14 protein-coding genes are annotated in these 17,353 nt (G+C 65.9%); 2 read left to right on the top strand and 12 right to left on the bottom strand.

Annotation, left to right across the window (positions count from 1 at the left end; all coding sequences use genetic code 11):
* Nucleotides 1-75: 75 nt before the first annotated feature.
* Nucleotides 76-486 carry an Hpt domain-containing protein gene (locus tag AC5RT3_RS13635; protein ID WP_494052847.1) on the top strand — a complete coding sequence of 137 codons (411 nt, stop codon included), beginning with the start codon at nt 76-78 and terminating at the stop codon, nt 484-486.
* Here the strand turns inward: AC5RT3_RS13635 and AC5RT3_RS13630 are convergent.
* Nucleotides 459-1,220, bottom strand: coding sequence for a response regulator transcription factor (locus AC5RT3_RS13630; protein ID WP_494052846.1), 762 nt, complete (start codon nt 1,218-1,220; stop codon nt 459-461). The genes AC5RT3_RS13635 and AC5RT3_RS13630 overlap by 28 nt on opposite strands.
* A 94-nt stretch (nt 1,221-1,314) precedes the next feature.
* Between AC5RT3_RS13630 and AC5RT3_RS13625 the strand changes: the two genes are divergently transcribed.
* A complete protein-coding gene (locus tag AC5RT3_RS13625; protein WP_494124421.1) occupies nt 1,315-2,970 on the top strand; it encodes a sensor histidine kinase in 1,656 nt (551 codons plus the stop codon).
* Nucleotides 2,971-2,989: 19 nt separating this feature from the next.
* Here AC5RT3_RS13625 and AC5RT3_RS13620 read toward each other — a convergent pair whose 3' ends face one another.
* From AC5RT3_RS13620 to AC5RT3_RS13570, 11 genes are all read right to left on the bottom strand, one after another.
* Nucleotides 2,990-4,195, bottom strand: a complete 1,206-nt coding sequence (locus tag AC5RT3_RS13620; RefSeq protein WP_494124420.1) for a 5-methylcytosine restriction system specificity protein McrC — start codon at nt 4,193-4,195, stop codon at nt 2,990-2,992.
* 13 nt (nt 4,196-4,208) lie between these two features.
* Complete coding sequence (locus tag AC5RT3_RS13615) at nt 4,209-6,440, bottom strand: McrB family protein (protein WP_494124419.1); 2,232 nt, start codon at nt 6,438-6,440, stop codon at nt 4,209-4,211.
* Between the two features lie 90 nt (nt 6,441-6,530).
* Complete coding sequence (locus tag AC5RT3_RS13610) at nt 6,531-6,788, bottom strand: hypothetical protein (protein WP_494124418.1); 258 nt, start codon at nt 6,786-6,788, stop codon at nt 6,531-6,533.
* A 75-nt stretch (nt 6,789-6,863) separates the two neighbouring features.
* Nucleotides 6,864-7,292 carry an acyl-CoA thioesterase gene (locus AC5RT3_RS13605; protein ID WP_494124462.1) on the bottom strand — a complete coding sequence of 143 codons (429 nt, stop codon included), beginning with the start codon at nt 7,290-7,292 and terminating at the stop codon, nt 6,864-6,866.
* Nucleotides 7,293-7,384: 92 nt separating this feature from the next.
* Nucleotides 7,385-9,454 carry an ABC transporter ATP-binding protein gene (locus AC5RT3_RS13600; RefSeq protein ID WP_494124417.1) on the bottom strand — a complete coding sequence of 690 codons (2,070 nt, stop codon included), beginning with the start codon at nt 9,452-9,454 and terminating at the stop codon, nt 7,385-7,387.
* Entirely contained in the window at nt 9,451-11,184 is a 1,734-nt protein-coding gene (locus AC5RT3_RS13595; protein WP_494124416.1) for an ABC transporter ATP-binding protein, read from the bottom strand. The genes AC5RT3_RS13600 and AC5RT3_RS13595 overlap by 4 nt, the downstream gene beginning before the upstream one ends.
* 151 nt (nt 11,185-11,335) lie before the next feature.
* The gene (locus AC5RT3_RS13590; RefSeq protein WP_494124461.1) at nt 11,336-12,880 is read right to left on the bottom strand and encodes an MFS transporter; all 1,545 of its coding nucleotides are present in this window, start codon (nt 12,878-12,880) and stop codon (nt 11,336-11,338) included.
* A 61-nt stretch (nt 12,881-12,941) separates the two neighbouring features.
* Nucleotides 12,942-13,430, bottom strand: a complete 489-nt coding sequence (locus AC5RT3_RS13585) for a MarR family winged helix-turn-helix transcriptional regulator (RefSeq protein WP_494124415.1) — start codon at nt 13,428-13,430, stop codon at nt 12,942-12,944.
* 136 nt (nt 13,431-13,566) lie between these two features.
* A complete protein-coding gene (locus tag AC5RT3_RS13580) occupies nt 13,567-15,261 on the bottom strand; it encodes a thiamine pyrophosphate-binding protein (RefSeq protein WP_494124414.1) in 1,695 nt (564 codons plus the stop codon).
* A 4-nt stretch (nt 15,262-15,265) separates the two neighbouring features.
* On the bottom strand, nt 15,266-16,330 hold the full coding sequence (speB, locus tag AC5RT3_RS13575; RefSeq protein WP_494011672.1) for an agmatinase: 1,065 nt from the start codon (nt 16,328-16,330) through the stop codon (nt 15,266-15,268).
* Nucleotides 16,331-16,602: 272 nt separating this feature from the next.
* On the bottom strand, nt 16,603-17,178 hold the full coding sequence (locus AC5RT3_RS13570) for a helix-turn-helix domain-containing protein (RefSeq protein ID WP_494011675.1): 576 nt from the start codon (nt 17,176-17,178) through the stop codon (nt 16,603-16,605).
* Nucleotides 17,179-17,353 lie beyond the last annotated feature (175 nt).

Genomic DNA, 17,353 nt, shown 5'->3' with positions numbered 1-17,353 from the left:
CTAACCTGAAAGAGCACAGCCCCCAATAACCCGCGACGTTTCCGTCAATGGTTTCTCCCAGCTGAAAGGAGCGTCGTGAGCGCCTCAGATGATGCCCCCCGGCCGCTGGTGGACCAGTCCGTACTCGACCGCCTACGCGAGGAACTGCACGAGGACGAGGGGTACTGCAGGGTGTTCGTGGACAACTTCATCGAGTGCCTGCCAGAGCGCATCGACCGCCTCCGGCTGGCCTTGACGACAGGGGATCTGGAGGGGTCAGTGGACGCTGTCCTCAGCCTGAAGACGTCAAGCCAGATGGTGGGAGCCGAGCGGCTTGCCGCCCTGGCTCTGGACCTCGAAGACGAAATCCGCACCGACGCACGCTCGTCTGACGCCGCCGTCGTCCTTCCCCGGCTGGCCGCCACTTTCCTTAGGCCCATCAACCTGTGCAGCGGACTGACCATGCACCGGCTGCAAGCTCAGTGCTCGCTTGGTGCCAGCCGGTAGCCCACGCCGCGAACGGTTTGCAGCCAGCGCGGCTGCTGCGGGGAATCGCCAAGCTTCTTGCGGAGATTGCCCATGTGGACTTCCACTGACCGTTCGTCGGCCTCGCTGATGTAGCTGCCGACGTCGTAATCCTCGTCCCGCAGCCGGCGCACCAGGTCAGCCTTGGTGCGGACCGTGCGGCCGGCCTCAAGCAAGGCGTGGAGCAGTTCGAACTCGGTGCGGGTGAGGTTCATTTCCTTCCCGTCGACCACCACGGTGCGGGAAGCGTAGCTGAGTTCCAGGCCGTTGTGGTTGTAGTTTCCGCGTTCGGAGTGTCCGGTGCCCTCCGCAGCTTCCACAGTGGACGCCTCGGTTTCCGCACCGGACCGGGGCCGGCGCATCATTGCAGCGATACGGGCGCGCAGCTCGCGCGGACGGAACGGCTTGGTGAGGTAGTCATCGGCGCCGGACTCCAGCCCGATCAGGGTGTCCAGTTCTTCCGTGCGGGCCGTGAGCATCACGATATAGGCGTCGGAGAACTCGCGGATCTGCCGCGACACCTCAAAGCCGTCGATGTCCGGCAAGCCGAGGTCCAGGGTGATGACGTCCGGGTTCAGGGTCTTCGCGATGAGCACGCCTTCGGCGCCGCTGCTGGCCACTGTCACTTCGAAACCGGCCTGGGTCAGGACCGTGCGGACCAATTCCCGGATGTCGTGGTCATCCTCGATGACCAGCCCTACACGTGCATCACTCATAGTGCCCCCTCAGCAGCCAACGTCAGAAGTATAGCTGCCTGCGGATATCCTGCTGGTATGGCCCCTTACACCCTCGCGCGAAAGTCGCCACGCAATGACTGATCCCGTCGCCTGGTCCTCGGGACGGCTGCGATTCTTCCGGCGTCCCTTCCACGAGTACCGGCTGCGGGACCGCGTAGCACTGAGCCAGATGCCGCTCTTTGTGACTACGTGCCTGACGGCTTTCCTGGTGTGGGTGTTCTTTCCCCAGGGAATGGGAAACCCCTTCTTCGTCATGTTCCTGGTCTCCCAGCTCGTCCTGATGGCGTCCTGCTACCTCGTCCCTTGGGAGCGGCTGCCGTACACGAGCTTCCTCATCATCCCGGTGCTCGACTTCGTCTCCATCGGGTTCGGGCGGGAAGGCGGCCTCGAGAGCCTGACCAGCATCGGCCTGCTCGCGGTGCTGCCAGTTATCTGGCTGTGCGCCTCGGGCTACTACCCCAGGCTGGCCCTTTGGCTCGCGTTCCTCGCCCCGCTGGCCATTCTGTGGGCGCCGCTGCTCCTCAAGGGGACCTTTACCGCGCAGGACTTTGCCCGGACCCTGCTCCTCCCCGTCATCACGCTCGGGATCGGCGTGTCCGTGAGCGTTTTGACGCTGAGCATGATGCGGCAGCAGCGGGAGCTGGAGGAGAAGGACGACCAACTGCAGGCCACCCTCCATTCCAGCCAGCGGCAGGAATCGCTCCTCAATGCTGTCCTGGATACCGTCCACCTTGGCGTCCTTGCCGTTGACGCTGACGGGCATGACGTCCTGATGAACCGGAAGCAGCGGGCCAACCACGTCCTGGCCAGCCCCAAGGACAACGCGGACCCCAACGAGTCCCAGCTGCTGGTCTTCGGCGCGGACCGGAAAACCCCGGTTCCCGTGGAGGACCGCCCGGTCCGCCGCGCCGTGCTGGGCGAAACCTTCACCGACTACCTCGTCTGGCTGGGTGAGGGCCAGGAGCAGCGCGCCTTCGTGACGACAGCGCGTGCCATGAAGGATCCGGACGGCAAGTTTGCAGGCTCGGTGATCGCCTTCAGCGACGTGACGGACCTGGTGAACGCCCTGTCCGCAAAGGACGAATTTGTTTCCAGCGTCTCGCATGAGTTCCGAACCCCGCTGACGTCCATCCTGGGCTATGTGGAGATCCTGCTGGCCGAGGAGCAGGAAGACTCAGACCGGGAGATGCTGGAGATCATCCGCCGGAACTCCGAGCGCCTCCTGACCCTGGTGTCCGACCTGCTCGCGAGCCGCAACGGCCAGCTGATCGTGACGCCGCACACGGTGGATGTGGCCGAGCTGGTCCGTTCCAGCGTCTCCTCCGCACTGCCCAAGGCCGCAGTGGCCGGAGTGGTCCTGGCGGCCGAGACGCCGGACAAGCTGGAAGCCCATGTGGACGGCGCCCGCATCTCGCAGGTCCTGGACAACCTGGTGTCCAACGCCATCAAGTACTCCCCCGACGGCGGAAACGTCCTGGTCAGGCTGGCGCAGGAGGACGGGCAGCTGGCCTGCCGCGTCTCCGACACCGGAATGGGGATGACCGCGGAGGACACGTCCGAAGTGTTCGCCAAGTTCTTCCGCACCAGCAACGTCCGCCGCACTGCCATACCCGGCGTCGGCCTGGGCCTGCCCATCAGCAAGGCCATCGTCGAAGCGCACGGCGGGACGATCCAGGTGGACAGCCAACTGGGCAAGGGCACCACCTTCACGTTCCGGGTCCCGGTCTAATCCCCACCCGCGCCCGGCATTACGGTGTGGACTGCCGGACCACCTCACCCCAGGACTGCCGGGCCAGCTCACGGACCGAGGCCAGGATGTCCGACGGCGGCCGGGAAAGGTCCAGCGGAAACTCCACAATGTCGATGTCAGTGTTGAGGATCCGGCGGAGCTTCATCTCGCCCGCACCCGCGTAAACCAGCCAGGCGGTGGGCACGGCCAGGGCGGTGCAGTGCGCCAGCATCTGGTAGTGGTCGGCCGTCAGCGAGGCGCCGGCATCCGAAGCCGCCTTGTACTTGGCGTTGTACACCACCACGGGCCGTCCGCCCAGCAGGTGCACGGCGTCCGGCCGGACCTGCAGCCTGTCCGTGTCCCGCACCGCCTCGCTCAGCAGCGCGTTGTACCGCAGCCGCAGCTCCCCCGGGTATCCGGCCATGGCCTCCCGCAGGGCTGCGCCCACGAAGTCCTCGAACACCCGGGCCATGTCCACCACGAACGAGGCCGTCTGCTGCCCGCCCTCGCCCGCTTCGGCCGACGCGTTGCGGAGGATCACTTCCGCCAGCCGGAGCACCGCGTGGTAGCGCAGGTTCATCCGCGTGGGCCTCCACGGCGGCAGCGGTGCCCCCGCGGCAAGCCGCGTGACGGCGCCGAGCTTTCCCTTGAGCTGGCGGAGCCGGCTGAGCACCTCCGGGCGCACCCCCGGGACCTGGCCCATCCGCTCAAGTGCGGCGCGCAGGATCCGGTTCTCCGCGATGTCCTCGGTGAATTCGTCGTAAGAGACCTCAAGGGGCACCAACATGCCCGGCCGCCGTGAAATCTGGTCCGAGATCCTAATGCGACCCTTGACGGTCCGCAGCGACTCGTCCACTGTCAAGTAGCCCTGCAGCACGCCGCGGCCCAGGGCGCGCTCCGCCAGCTGTGCGAGCGACTCGGCCAGCGCGCTCCACAACCCGCTCTCCTCGGCGGCGGCAACGGTCTCCGGCCGGAAACCCTGGTCCCCCGCATAGCTGAGCAGGAACAGGAGCCGGCCGAGCCCCAGCCGGTCCTTGGGCCGCACATCCAGCTGGACCGTGGAGGTGCGGACGGAGCCCACCTTGCCCACCGGCTCGATCCTGTACAGGCCCATCCCCATGGGAGAGGCCTTGGCCAGGCCGCTGGAGTTCACGAACGAGGCGCTGGCAGGGTCCAACCGTTCCACGATGCCCCGGGACAGTTCGTCCAGCACCAGGTGCCGCATTGAGGAAGCGCGGCTACCCAGCTGCAAGGCGTCCCAGCAGCTGGTCCAGTCCGAAGCGCTCCTCAAGCTGCGCCCGGGAGAGCTGGCCGTGGTAGTGCTCCTCCAGCAGCGGCATCAGCTCGTACTTCCAGATCCGGCGCAACCCGGCGGGAGTCTGGGCCGCCGGCTTCATGAAGTAGGACGGGCCGATCATCAGGTCCCGGTCCCACTCGTCGATGGCACTGTTCAGGGCATCCAGCAGCAGCGCCGGGGTGGTGTCCAGCTGCCGGGCCTGCAGGAACCTCAGGAGTGAGCCCTTCACCGGTTCGGTCTGCGGATGCAGTTCGATGAAGGAGAAGCGGCGGCGGATGGCGGCGTCCATCATCGCGATGGAACGGTCCGCGGTGTTCATGGTGCCGATGATGTAAAGATTGTCCGGCAGCGTGAACGGCTCGTTGGGACTGTACTGCAGGTAGATACGGTCGTCCCGGTACTCGAGCAGGAAGTACAGCTCGCCGAACACCTTGGCCAGGTTGGCCCGGTTCATCTCATCGATGATCAGGAAGTACGGCTTCTTCTCGTTTCCTGGCTTGGCGGCCTCCTCCGCGAGGCGCCGCAGCGGCCCGGCCACCAGCTTGAAGGACACCTGGCCGTCGTCGGTCTTGTCCGGCCGGTAGCCCTCGAAGAAGTCCTCGTAGGCGTAGGACGGATGGAACTGCACCAGCTTGACGCGCTCGTCGGTGGTGTCGTCGGCCAGCTCCGCGGCGAGGTGCTTGGCCAGGTACGTTTTTCCGGTGCCGGGCGGGCCGTAGAGGACCAGCTGCCGGTTCTCCTCCAGCAGGTCCGCGATCTCCTGCAGGGGCTCCAGCTCCATGTGCAGCGAGTCGGCGAATTCGGGGGTCAGGCGGCGGAAGCCCTCCTGGACAGGAAGTACGACGGCGGCGCCTTCCGTTTCGCTGTCCGGTTCCGTTTCGGCTTCCGGCGGCAGGAGGGCCTGCAGGGCCGGCATCACGCGGGTCACGTCGACCACGATGCCCGCGGTGGCAAGCTGGCGCTGGACGTGCCGGGGCAGGCTCGCCGTGGCATGCCCCTCGTCAAACCAGCGCACCTTGCGGCGCAGCCGCCGGTTGTCGTCGTTGTAGTCGGGCTCGCCCAGCACGCCGCCCAGCCGCACGGTGCCGGCATGCTGGTACAGGACCAGGTCCCCTGGTTTCATGACGGTCAGGAAGGCGAAGACGGCAGTCTTGGTGTCCTCGCGTTCCACATAGCCAAGGTGCTTGTAGTCCTCGTCCACCGCATGCTGCACCACACCGGCGGTGACTCCCGGGTCCAGCAGCCGGAGGTGCTCGACGTCGAGGGTCACCTTCTCCTCGTCCTGCCAGGCGGTGAGCAGTTCGGTGTTGTCGCCGTGGGTCCGCAACAGCCACGCCCGGTGCCCGGGATCGCCCACCTTGCGCCACTGGCTGACCAGCTGCCGGGCGTACCAGTCGATGCGCTGGCCCGCCTGCTCGTCGAGGTGCAGGCGGATGCGGTGGATATCGGCGGTGATGTCCTCTTCGCTGTCGCTCTTTGCCCCGCCCACCAGTGAGGCGAAGGCGTCCCGGATTTCCTGCCGCTCGACGTCCGCCACCACGGGTTCGAAGTAGCTGGGCCAGGCCAAAAACTCGATGCTGCGGCGGATAGCTGGCTGGTCGTGTGGCGTTCCGGCCGCCAGCCGGTGGAACTTGAGCGGGTCCTGCAGCCCACCGGTGATGGCGGCGGGCGGCTGCTGGTCCACGTGCTGCACGAACCGGCACAGCCATTTCAGGTGGTCCCAGATGGTCCAGTTGAACTCCGCCGTCCGGTCCCGGATCACGCCGTGGTCCGTCATGCCCTGGTAGAGCTCTTCGGGCAGCTCGAGCGGCGGCTCCAACCAGGAAGCGGCCTCTGCCACGCGGGCGCGCTTGACCTTGAGCGACTTCACCTCGTGGGCCAGCGGCAGGGACTGCAAGAAGAGCAGTTCGACGGCCAGCTGTTTGGCTTCCCGGGACGCACCGTCGAGGTTCTGCCGGAGGTTGGTCATCATGGGCGCCTTGGGGTCCGGCGCGCCGCGTTCCAGCCTGTCCGCCAGCTCTGCCGCCGCTTCCGACGTCCAGGTCAGGGTCCGTCCGTCCAGCGCCGACGGCTTGCCCTGCAGCCCGGGGCCGAGGACGAACCAGGCCGCGTCCTCGATTTCCCGTGAGATGCCGAGGGCGCGGGTCATGGCAGCAGTGGAGGCGGGGGTCATGGGTTCAAATTTACAGGGTGAAGCTGGATGACTGCTCAAAGCCTTCGTGGTGCACCCTGTTTAACCCCCGCCAGCTCTTCCCGCGGAACGCTACGGCGCTCCCGTCCCCCGCTTCCGGCCGAAGATGAAGTACCCCATGGGGCCGATGAAATTTATGAAAGACGCTGCCCTCCAGGCCCCCTTTGGTCCGTTGATCAGTGCAGCGGGCCGCTTGGAGATGTCCCGTTGCGCTGCCACCAGCATCGACATCTGGACGATGCCCACCAGGATGGTGCCGACCTTCGCCGATGGTGACATCTCCTTCCAGGTCTTCTTCTTCCTGGCCGTGCGGGTCTTGTTCTTGGCCATCTGATCGTCCTTTCACTGTCGGGAGTTCCAGTCCAATAGGTCCGATGGCCCGTTGTCCAGAGCCTTTATGCCTATTTAGTGCTTCACATGGTGCGTGTACGGTGCCAACCGGTCTTTCTGCTCCGGAGTCAGCCGCTGGACGCGTCCGGTGGCTTCGTCCACGAAGGCCAGGTGTGTGCTGGCCTTCACGCAGTCCTCCCCGGTGACGGGGTCCTGGATGAGGTAGTGGATGTCAAAGCTGGCTCCCTTGACGGCACCAATCCAGACCTGCACGACGGCGGGGACGTTGCGGTACTCGAGGGTGCGGACATAGCGGATTTTGTGATCCACAACCATGGCCATGGTCCCGTCCGGGACAGCGTTGAACAGGCTTACGCGCGGCTCGATCCCGGGCAGCCCGGCGCCCTTCGGCGGCCCAAAAGCCCCGATCCGGGCCTCCTCCAGCATCCGGACGATCTGCACATTGTTGATGTGGCCGTAGGCATCCATGTCACCCCAACGCATCGGCACCATGACCTCGATCCGCTCGTGGCCGTCCGAGTCCTGCTGCTTCATGTCCTGCTTGATGTTCTGCTCCAATATCCCGCCCTGCGCGCTCAGCTGTGTACCGCCGTCGAATCGTCTTCCGGCACCTCGCCGGCGTCCGCCCCAGCGAACTGGGACATATACAGCCGGTGGTAGGCGCCTTCGGCGGCAAGGAGAACCTTGTGGTTCCCCTGCTCCACGATCTTGCCGTCTTCCATCACCAGGATGGTATCGGCATCCCGGATGGTGGAAAGCCGGTGCGCGATGACGAAGCTGGTCCGGTCCGAACGGAGCGCGGCCATGGCCTTCTGCACCAGGAGCTCGGTGCGGGTGTCCACGGAACTGGTCGCTTCGTCGAGGATGAGCAGGGAAGGGTTGGCCACGAATGCCCTGGCAATGGTGATCAGCTGCTTCTCACCGGCGCTGACGTTGTTGCCTTCCTCGTCAATGACGGTGTTGTAGCCCTCGGGCAGGGCCCGCACAAAGCGGTCCACGAACGTGGCCCTGGCGGCGGCCATGATCTCTTCCTCCGTGGCGTCCAGGTTGCCGTAGCGGATGTTGTCGTAGATGGACCCGCCGAACAGCCATGCATCCTGCAGTACCATCCCCACCTTTGACCGCAGCTCGGAGCGGCTGAGATGGGTGATATCCACCCCGTCCAGGGTGATGGAGCCGGAGTTGAGCTCGTAGAAACGCATCACCAGATTGACCAAAGTGGTCTTTCCGGCGCCGGTTGGCCCCACAATGGCCACCGTGTTGCCGGGCTCCGCGGTGAAGGACAGGTTCTCGATGAGCTTCCGGTCCCCGGTGTAGCTGAAGGTGACGTTCCGGAAGTCCACGTGCCCGTCGGTCTTGGCCGGCAGGTGGTCGGTGGGGGTCTCCGGGTCCTGCTCGTCGGCGTCCAGGAATTCGAACGCCCGTTCCGCGGAGGCAACGCCGGACTGGAGCATGTTGGCCATGCCCGCCATTTGGCCCAGCGGCTGGGTGAACTCGCGGGAGTACTGAATGAACGCGGTGGCGTCGCCCAGCGACATTGAACCGGAGGCAACCCGCAAGCCGCCCACCACCGCGATGCCGACATAGCTGAGGTAGGAGACGAACTGCATCACCGGGAAGATGATGCCGGACACGAACTGGGCGCCGAAGCTGGCCTTGTACAGGGCCTCGTTGCGTTCCTCGAACCGCTCCAGCATGTCCGCGTCCCGGCCAAAGACCCGCACCAGGTCATGCCCGGAGAAGGACTCTTCGATCTGGCCGTTGAGCGTGCCGGTGTTCTTCCACTGCGCGGCGAAGAGCTTCTGGCTGCGCACGCCGATCATGCCGGCGGCAACACCGGAGAGGGGCAGCGCGATGAGCGCGATCAGTGCCAGCTGCCAGGACACGATGAACATCATGACCACGATGCCCAGCACGGTGAGGAGGGAGTTGATCAGCTGCGCGAAGGCCTGCTGGAGCGCCTGCTGGATGTTGTCGACGTCGTTGGTCACGCGGGACAGGACGTCGCCGCGCTGGCGGGTGTCGAAGTAGTTCAGCGGCAGGCGGTTGAGCTTCTTTTCCGTATCGTCGCGGAGCCGGCGGATCACCTTCATGACGATGCGGTTCAGCACGTAGCCCTGCAGCCAGAGGAAGACGTTGGCCACGAAGTACATCAGCAGCACCACGGCGATGAGCATGGTCAGCCTGTCGAAGTCGATGCCGGCACCGGGCACCAGCTCCATCCGGGAGACCATGCCGGCGAAATTGTCCTGGCCCTGCTGGCGCAGCCCGTCCACGAACTGTTCCTTGCTGACGCCGGCGGGAAGCTGCTTGCCCACCACGCCGGCGAAGATGACATCCATCGCCTGGCCCAGGATCTTGGGGGCTATGACGTTGAGCACGACGGCGACGATCACCATGGCTACCACCACGTAGATGCCCAGCGCCTCGGGTTTCAACAGCCCCATCAGCCGTTTCGCTGACGGCCAGAAGTGTTCTGCCTTCTTCGCGGGCATCCCGCCGAACATGTCGCCGTCGGCCTCGGAGGGCTTGTACTCCTCCTCGACGAAGTCATCGTCCTGCAGGACCTCCGCGGCGGGAGGACCGGCCGCGGCCGGTCCTGGCGTTTCTTCGAGAGACGTGGAGTCCTTCTTGCGGGGGTTCATGCCATTTCCTCCACGCTCAGCTGCGATTCAACGATTTCCTGGTAGGTGGGCGACGTTTCCAGCAACTCCTCATGGGTTCCGCGGTCCACGATCCGGCCGTTGTCCAGCACCAGGATCTGGTCTGCCTCGGTGATGGTGGACACCCGCTGGGCCACGATGATGACCGTGGCGTCCGCGGTGGTCTGCTTCAGGGCGGCGCGCAGCCGGGCGTCGGTGGCTACATCAAGGGCGGAGAAAGAGTCGTCAAACAGGTACACCCGCGGCTTGGTGACCAGCGCCCGGGCGATGCAGAGCCGCTGCCGCTGGCCGCCGGAAACGTTGGTTCCGCCCTGGGCGATCCTGGCGTTCAGGCCGTTCTTCTTGTCCCGGACGAACGCTTCGCCCTGGGCTACCCGCAGGGCGTCCCAGAGTTCCTGGTCCGTGGCCTCGGATTTGCCGAACCGCAGGTTGTGCTCGATGGTGCCGGAGAAGAGGTAGGGCCGCTGCGGCACCAGGGCCACCCGCTTGGTGATTTCCGCCCGGTCCAGCCTGCTGACGGGGACACCATCCAGGAGGACCTCCCCCTCGACGGGGTCATAGAGGCGGGGCAGGAGCGAGAGGAGGGAGGTCTTGCCCGCACCCGTGGATCCGATGATCGCCACAGTCTGGCCTGGCCGTGCTGTGAAGCTGATGTTGCTCAGGACCGGTGACTCCGCGCCCGGGTAGGCGAAGGTGACGTTGCGGTATTCCACCACACCCGCCAGGGATGCCGGTGCCTGAGGCTGCTCGGGGTCGTGGATGGAGGGTTCGACGGCGAGCACCTTGCCGATGCGGTCGGCGCAGACCGAGGCGCGCGGGATCATCATGGCCATGAAGGTGCCCATCATGACGGCCACCAGGATCTGCAGCAGGTACTGCAGGAAGGCGGTCAGCGCCCCCACCTGCATCTCGCCGGAGTCCACCCGCTGGCCCCCGAACCACAGCACCGCCGCCGTTGACAGGTGCAGGATCATGCTGATGGCAGGAAACATCAGGACGAACAGGGCGCCGATCTTCAGCGAGACGTCGGTGAGCTCCCGGTTGGCCTCGCCGAACCTGTCCGTCTCGTACGGTTCCCGGACGAAGGCCCGCACCACCCGGATGCCGATGATCTGCTCGCGGAGGACCGCATTGATGCGGTCGATCTTCTTCTGCATGGAGCGGAACAGCGGCATCAGCCGGACCACCAGGTACCCCACCACCACGGTGAGCAGCGGCACCGAGACCCACACCAGCCAGGACAGGTTGAGGTCCTCGCGCAGGGCCATGATGATGCCGCCGATGCACATGATAGGCGTGGCCACCATGAAGTTCAGGGCCATCAGCATCAGCATCTGCACCTGCTGGACATCGTTGGTGCCGCGGGTAATCAGCGTGGGGGCGCCGAAGGCGTTAACATCCTTCGCCGAGAAGCTGGTGACCTTGCGGAACACGGCCCGGCGCAGGTCCCGGCCCAGCGCCATCGCAGCCTTGGAGCCGAAGTAGACGCCGGCGATGGCGGTCCCCACCTGGACGAACGCCACCAGCAGCATCACCATGCCGGTGCGCCAGATGAAGTCGGTGTCCCCGCGGGACACCCCTTCGTCAATGATCTGGGCATTGAGGCTGGGAAGGTACAGCGCGGCGATGGTGGAGGCCAACTGGAAGGCGATGACCGCCACCAGGTAGGGCGTGTACGGCCTGGAAAACCTCCGTATGAGGGTGAGGAGCATGCCCGCGGATCCTTAGGGATAAATTTCGGTAGGAAGAGAGTTAAGTAGTAGCAGCCGGGGCTGACATCCTTAGCTTTCCCACTCTACGAAACTCCTCCCGGGTGGGGAACAAACCCTGCCGAAGATCATCCGAGGGGAGTACCGCGGCGGGTCACTTGCCCGCTGTGGCAGGCCCCGGCGTCGTACCTTCCGGTGCGGGCTGGATGTCCACGGTGCGGCGCAGCGGCTTTTCCTTGATAAAGAGGACGGATACCAGTGCCACCACGGCAACAGCGGCGGAAATCAGGAACACTTCTGCAGTGGCATCGCCGTACGCTGCGCGCATGATCTCGCGGACCGGTTCGGGCATGTGCGCCAGGTCCAGGCTGCTGCCGGCGCTGCCGCCTTGGACGGGGATGCCGGCGGCGGCGAGCCCCCGGGTGGCCAGTTCGCTGACCCTGTTGGCAAGGACGGCCCCCAGGACCGAGACTCCGATGGCGCCGCCCACGGAGCGGAAAAATGCCACCGAGGCGCTGGCGCTTCCGATGTCCGAAGCGCGGACGGTGTTCTGGACGGCCAGGACGAGGTTCTGCATCAGCATCCCCAGGCCGAGGCCCAGGACCGCGGTGAAGACGCCGGCGTGCCACAGTTCAGTGGTGTGGTCCATGGTGCCGGCCAGTCCCAGCCCGGCGATCAGCAGGATGGAACCGGCAACCAGGTAGCCCTTCCACTTGCCCGTCCGGGTAATCAGGAGTCCGGAGGCCACGGAGCCAGCCAGGTTGCCGGCGATCATGGGCAGGGTGAGCAGGCCGGCCTCGGTGGGCGTGGCGCCGCGGGCCACCTGAAAGTACTGGCCCAGGAAGGTGGAGGATCCGAACATGGCCACGCCCACTGCCACGGAGGCCAGGATGGCCAGCGCGGTGGTGCGTTCGGAGATGATCTTCAGCGGAATTATGGGCTGTTCCACCTTGGACTCCACCAGCACCAGCAGCGCCAGGAGGAGGACGCCGCCTCCCACCATCAGGGCAGACTGCCAGGAGACCCAGTCGTAGTAGTCGGGGTTGCCCGCGAAGGAGACCCAGATCAGGAGCAGGCTCACGCCCGTGGTCAGCAGGATGGAGCCCAGCCAGTCGATCTTGGCCGGGCGCCGGACGTGCTGGATCTTGAGGGTGACCTGGAGCAGGATGAGGGCGACGACGGCGAGCGGCACGCACACGAAGAAGGTCCAGCGCCAGCCCAGCGGACTGTCGACGATGCATCCGCCCAGGAGAGGACCGCCCGCGGTTCCCACGGCCATGACGGCGCCCATGTAGCCGGAGTACTTGCCCCTGTTACGGGGCGGAATCATGGTGCCGATGATGGCCTGGGCCAACGCAGTGAGGCCGCCCATGGCCACGCCCTGGATAACCCGGGCACCCAGCAGCAGCGGGATGGTTTCGGAGAGCCCGGCCATCACCGACCCGGCGACGAAGATGACGATGCTGAGCTGGACCAGGACCTTTTTGTTGAAAAGGTCGGCAAGCTTGCCCCAAATGGGGGTGGTGGCGGCGTTGGCCAGCAGCGCGGCCGTGATCACCCAGGCGAAGTCGGTCTGCGTGCCGTGCAGGTCGGACATGATGGTGGGCAGCGCGTTGGCCACGATGGTGCTGCTGAGGATGGCGGTGAAGAAGGCCGCCAGCAGCCCGGTGAGGGCCTCCATGATCTGGCGGTGTGACATCTCCGGCGCTGCCATCGCTGGCGTGGAGGCTGCGTGGGCTGGGGCTGGGGCTGCGGCTTGGCTAACCATGGTTCTGCTCCTCGGTGGTTGGTGGCATGCCGGCCGCCGTTGCCCGGGCTGATTTCTTGAGTGATTCGGTGAGCTTGTGGAGGGTTTTCGCCGTGTTGCCGGCGTCCGCCTCGCTCCAGTCACGCAGGTAGTCCTGCAGGATTGCGGTCCGCTGCTCCTCGATCTGCCGGAGCTTGTCCTTTCCGGCCGGCGTGAGGGCCACCAGCTGGGCGCGGCCGTCGTCCGGATCCTGGCGCCGGACCACCAGGCCCTGCTCCTCGAGGTCAGCGATGTGGCGGCTGAGGACTGGGGCACTGACCCCCAGCCGTTCCGCGAGCTTCGTGGCCCGGGACTCCCCCTCCCCTAGGAACCGCAGTACGCCCTGGAGGGCCACGCCCGTGTCCTGGCCACGGACACCGGCGGCGGCAATGCAGCGGACGGCGCGCTGCAGGTCGAAGATCTGGTACACGAGGTCGGCTGCCGTATCCGGTGCTACTGCCATGGCTCACGCACTCCTTACTTGTTTGCCTGAAGCAACTATATACGAAATTGATTGCTTTGGGAAACTATCTGCTCGGAGGCACGAAAAAACCCCGGCTCTGATGGAGCCGGGGTCTTCTGCTGGGTTCTGCTTCCGGTCAGGCGTCCAGGTGGGTGGGCCCAAACATCTTGAGGAGGGTTTCAACCACGACGACGTTCGGCCCGTCCGCGGCGAAGCCCGCCTTGAGCGCGTCCCCCACGCCTTCAGGGGCCACTCGGGTTGCAGGCACACCGAAGGCTTCGGCGAGTTTGACGAAGTCGGGCCGGGCCAGCTCGGTGGCGGTGGCTTTGCCGAAGGCACCCACCATGTACTCGCGCAGGATGCCGTAGCCGCCGTCGTCCACGATCAGCCAGGTAACCGGCACATTGTGCTGCTTCGCCGTCGCCAGTTCCGAAATGGAGTACATCGACGATCCGTCGCCGGACACGGCCAGCACCCGGCCCGGCTTGCCCAGCGTCTCCAGACCTACGGCAGCGCCGATAGCCGCGGGAAAGCCGTAGCCCAGGCCGCCGGCGCCCTGCGCGGAGTGGAACTGCCCCTCGCGGGCGTCCCAGCAGGACCAGCCCCAGTACGCGGCGATGGTCATGTCCCAGAACGTCTGCATGTCCGCGGGCACAGCCTCGCGGATGTCGGCCATGAACTTGAGCTCCTTGGCCAGGTCCTGGGACTCCAGCCGGGCCTTGACTTTGGCCAGCGATTCCCTGACCAGCTCCTCCGGCGGCACCCCGTGCCAGCTCGGAGCTACGGCTCGTTCCGGGCTGAGCGCTTCGTCCAGGGCGGCGAGCGCCTGGCCGGCGTCGGCGCGGATGCCCAGCCCGGGGCGGTTTGACTCCAGCACGCGGGGTTCGGCGTCGATCTGGATGATCCTGCCGCGCGGTTCGAAGGTGAAGTAGTTCGAGGTGACCTCACCCAGCGACGAGCCGATGACCACCAGCACGTCCGCGTCCTCGAGCAGGTCCGTCATATAGCGGTCCTCGATCCAGGACTGCAGGGACAACTCGTGGTTCCACGGGAATGCGCCGTTCCCGCCGGGGGTGCAGATCACCGGTGCGCGCAACTTTTCGGCGATGGACAGCAGCGATTTCTCTGCGCGTCCACGGCGGGTTCCGCCGCCTGCGATGATCGCCGGGCGTTCGGCCGCCTCCAGCCACTTCACGGCCTCGCGCACCAGCTCCACCCGGGGAGGGTTGTCAGCGGCTTCGGCCAGGGCGTCTTCCACCGGCGGCACCATGATCGGGTCCAGCAGCACGTTCTGCGGGATCTCGATCCACACCGGGCCCTGCGGTGAGGAGATCGCCTCGGTCCAGGCGTCCTGGATGGCGGACGGGATGCCGGAGGCGTGCTGGATCAGCCGCTGACTCTTGGTGACGTTCGCCGCCGACGCTTTCTGGTCATCGAGCTGGTGCAGCATGCCTTTGCGGCGGGCACCCAGGCCTTCGAGCGGGATCTGGCTGGCCACCACCACCATTGGAACGCCCGTTGCATAGGCTTCCTGGAGGCCAGCCAGCGACGTGAGCGCTCCGGGCCCGGTGGAGAGGAACAGCACCCCCACTTCACCGGTGGCGCGGGAATACCCGTCCGCCGCAAAAGCGCTGTTGTTCTCCACCCGGGAGGAGACGAACTGCAGGTTGCCCCGGCCCATGGCGTCGAAGAGGCCCAGCGCGTGCTGGCCGGGTATGCCGAAGACAGTCTTGGCGCCCAGCGCCTCCAGCGTCTCGACGACGAGGTCCCCGCCGTTGCGGGCACCGGTCCCCTTGGTGGGAGCTGCTGTTCCCGGGTCGAAGTCAATCATGGCCCTACTCCTTGCCGGCCGCCGCGAAGCCCGCCGGGCGACGGATGTCCTGTCCCAGCGCCTGCGCGGCGTAGCCGGTGGCCGCGCCGAAGCGGTCTCCGGGCACCGCAATGTCTGCCATCAGGGTCACCAGCTCGTAGGCGACGTGGCTGGCGGCGACGCCGGTGATCTCCGCGTGGTCGTATGCCGGGGCCACCTCCACCACGTCCGCGCCCACCAGGTTCATGCCGCGGAAGCCACGGATGATTTCCAGAAGTTCGCGGCTGGTGATGCCGCCGGCCTCGGGGGTGCCGGTGCCGGGTGCGTGGGCGGGGTCCAGGACGTCGATGTCCACGGAGATGTACAGCGGGCGGTTGCCGATCCTGTCCCGGACCTTGGCCACGGTCTCCAGGACGCCCTGGTAGTAGACGTCCGCGGAGGTGACAATGCCGAACCCGAAGCGGTGGTCGTCGTCGAGGTCCTTCTTGCCGTACAACGGGCCGCGGGTGCCGATGTGGCTGATGGCCTCGGTGTCCAGGATGCCCTCCTCGACGGCGCGGCGGAACGGTGTGCCGTGGGTGTACTCGGCGCCGAAGTAGGTGTCCCAGGTGTCCAGGTGGGCATCGAAGTGCAGCATGGCAATGGGTTCGCCGGCCCGTTCGGCGGCGGCGCGGAGCAGGGGCAGCGCGATGGTGTGGTCGCCGCCGAGGGTTACCAGCTTGCTGCCGTTGGCCGTGAGGTCCAGGGCATTCTGCTGGACGGTTTCAATGGCCTCGTTGATGTTGAAGGGGTTGACCGCCATGTCACCGGCGTCCGCCACCTGGACATTTTCGAAGGGGCTGACATCCCAGGCCGGGTTGTAGGGGCGGAGCAGGCGGCTTGCTTCGCGGATATGGTTGGCGCCGAAGCGTGCACCCGGCCGGTAGGAGACGCCGGAATCGAAGGGAACGCCCACTACCGTCACGTCCGCTTTGGCTACCTGGTCCAGCCGGGGAAGGCGGGCATAGGTGGCGGCGCCGGCGTAGCGGGGAATGCGGGATGAGTCGATGGGGCCAAGGTTGCCGTTGGCTTCGATGCGCAGCTCTTCCATGGGAGGCCTCTCCTTCAAGGAGTCGTATGACTGATGTGACTGCCATCCTACACCGTGGTTTTCCTATGCGCACCAAGTGTTTACCAAAACAGCTTCGGGAAGGATCGGACTCCAGCAGCAGATGGCAGCAAATGGGGGGACGCATCACGCACAGCATATTTTTGGCTGCCCCGTACAGCTTGAGGCGCGTTATTTCGGGAGCCTGCAAGCAGCCTTGGGCCAAGAGGCTGCCTCACGTGACGCCATGGGCCCCGCATGGTGGGCGGAAGGAGCTAGCGGCTGGCAGCCGGGACAAGCACCCAGAGCACCTCAACCGGCTTGTCGGTCGGGTTGATCCAGGTGTGCGGTTCCCGGCCGGGGAAGGTGACCGTATCTCCGGTCTCGAGGTCATACTGCTCGTTGGTGAGGATCAGGCGGATGCTGCCTTTGATCACGTGGAGCACGTCCACGTCGCAGTCCACGGCGTAAAGCTCCGACTCGCCGCGGCCGTGCGGCTCAATGCAGGCCTGGATGATCTGGATGCGCCGCTCCGAGCGGGCGGTCAGCAGACGCTCCACGATGCCCTGTCCGCCCAGGGAAATGCGCGGACCGTCGTTGCGCTTGGTCAAATGCGTTTCCGGCGCGGCGAAAAGGTCCCCGATGGAGATGGACAGCACCTGGCACAGGGTGACCAGGGAAGCAACGGAGGGGGAGGTCAGATCGCGCTCAACCCGACTGAGGAAGCCCTTGGTCAGCCCCGTCGCGTCGGCAACCTGCTCGATGGTGAGCCGCTGGGACTGCCGGGCGGCACGGATCCTGGATCCGATGGCAACGGGAACGTTGCTCGGCTCAACTGGCAGTGCCTTCATGTACGAACCTTTCACGGCCGGCAGCCCGGCCCACTCTGGAGCAATACTAATGGGCACTCCGGTGTATGACGCGTCCATGGCGCGCCCGGACCGCCCGCCACGCCACCCTTGACTGTTACTACCGTCACAGCCTAACCTTTGGAAAACACTTGTTGCCTATAAGGCAATTATTGAG

The organism is Arthrobacter sp. Y3221159, from assembly GCF_059089885.1.
This window is presented reverse-complemented; position numbering and strand designations above follow the sequence as displayed.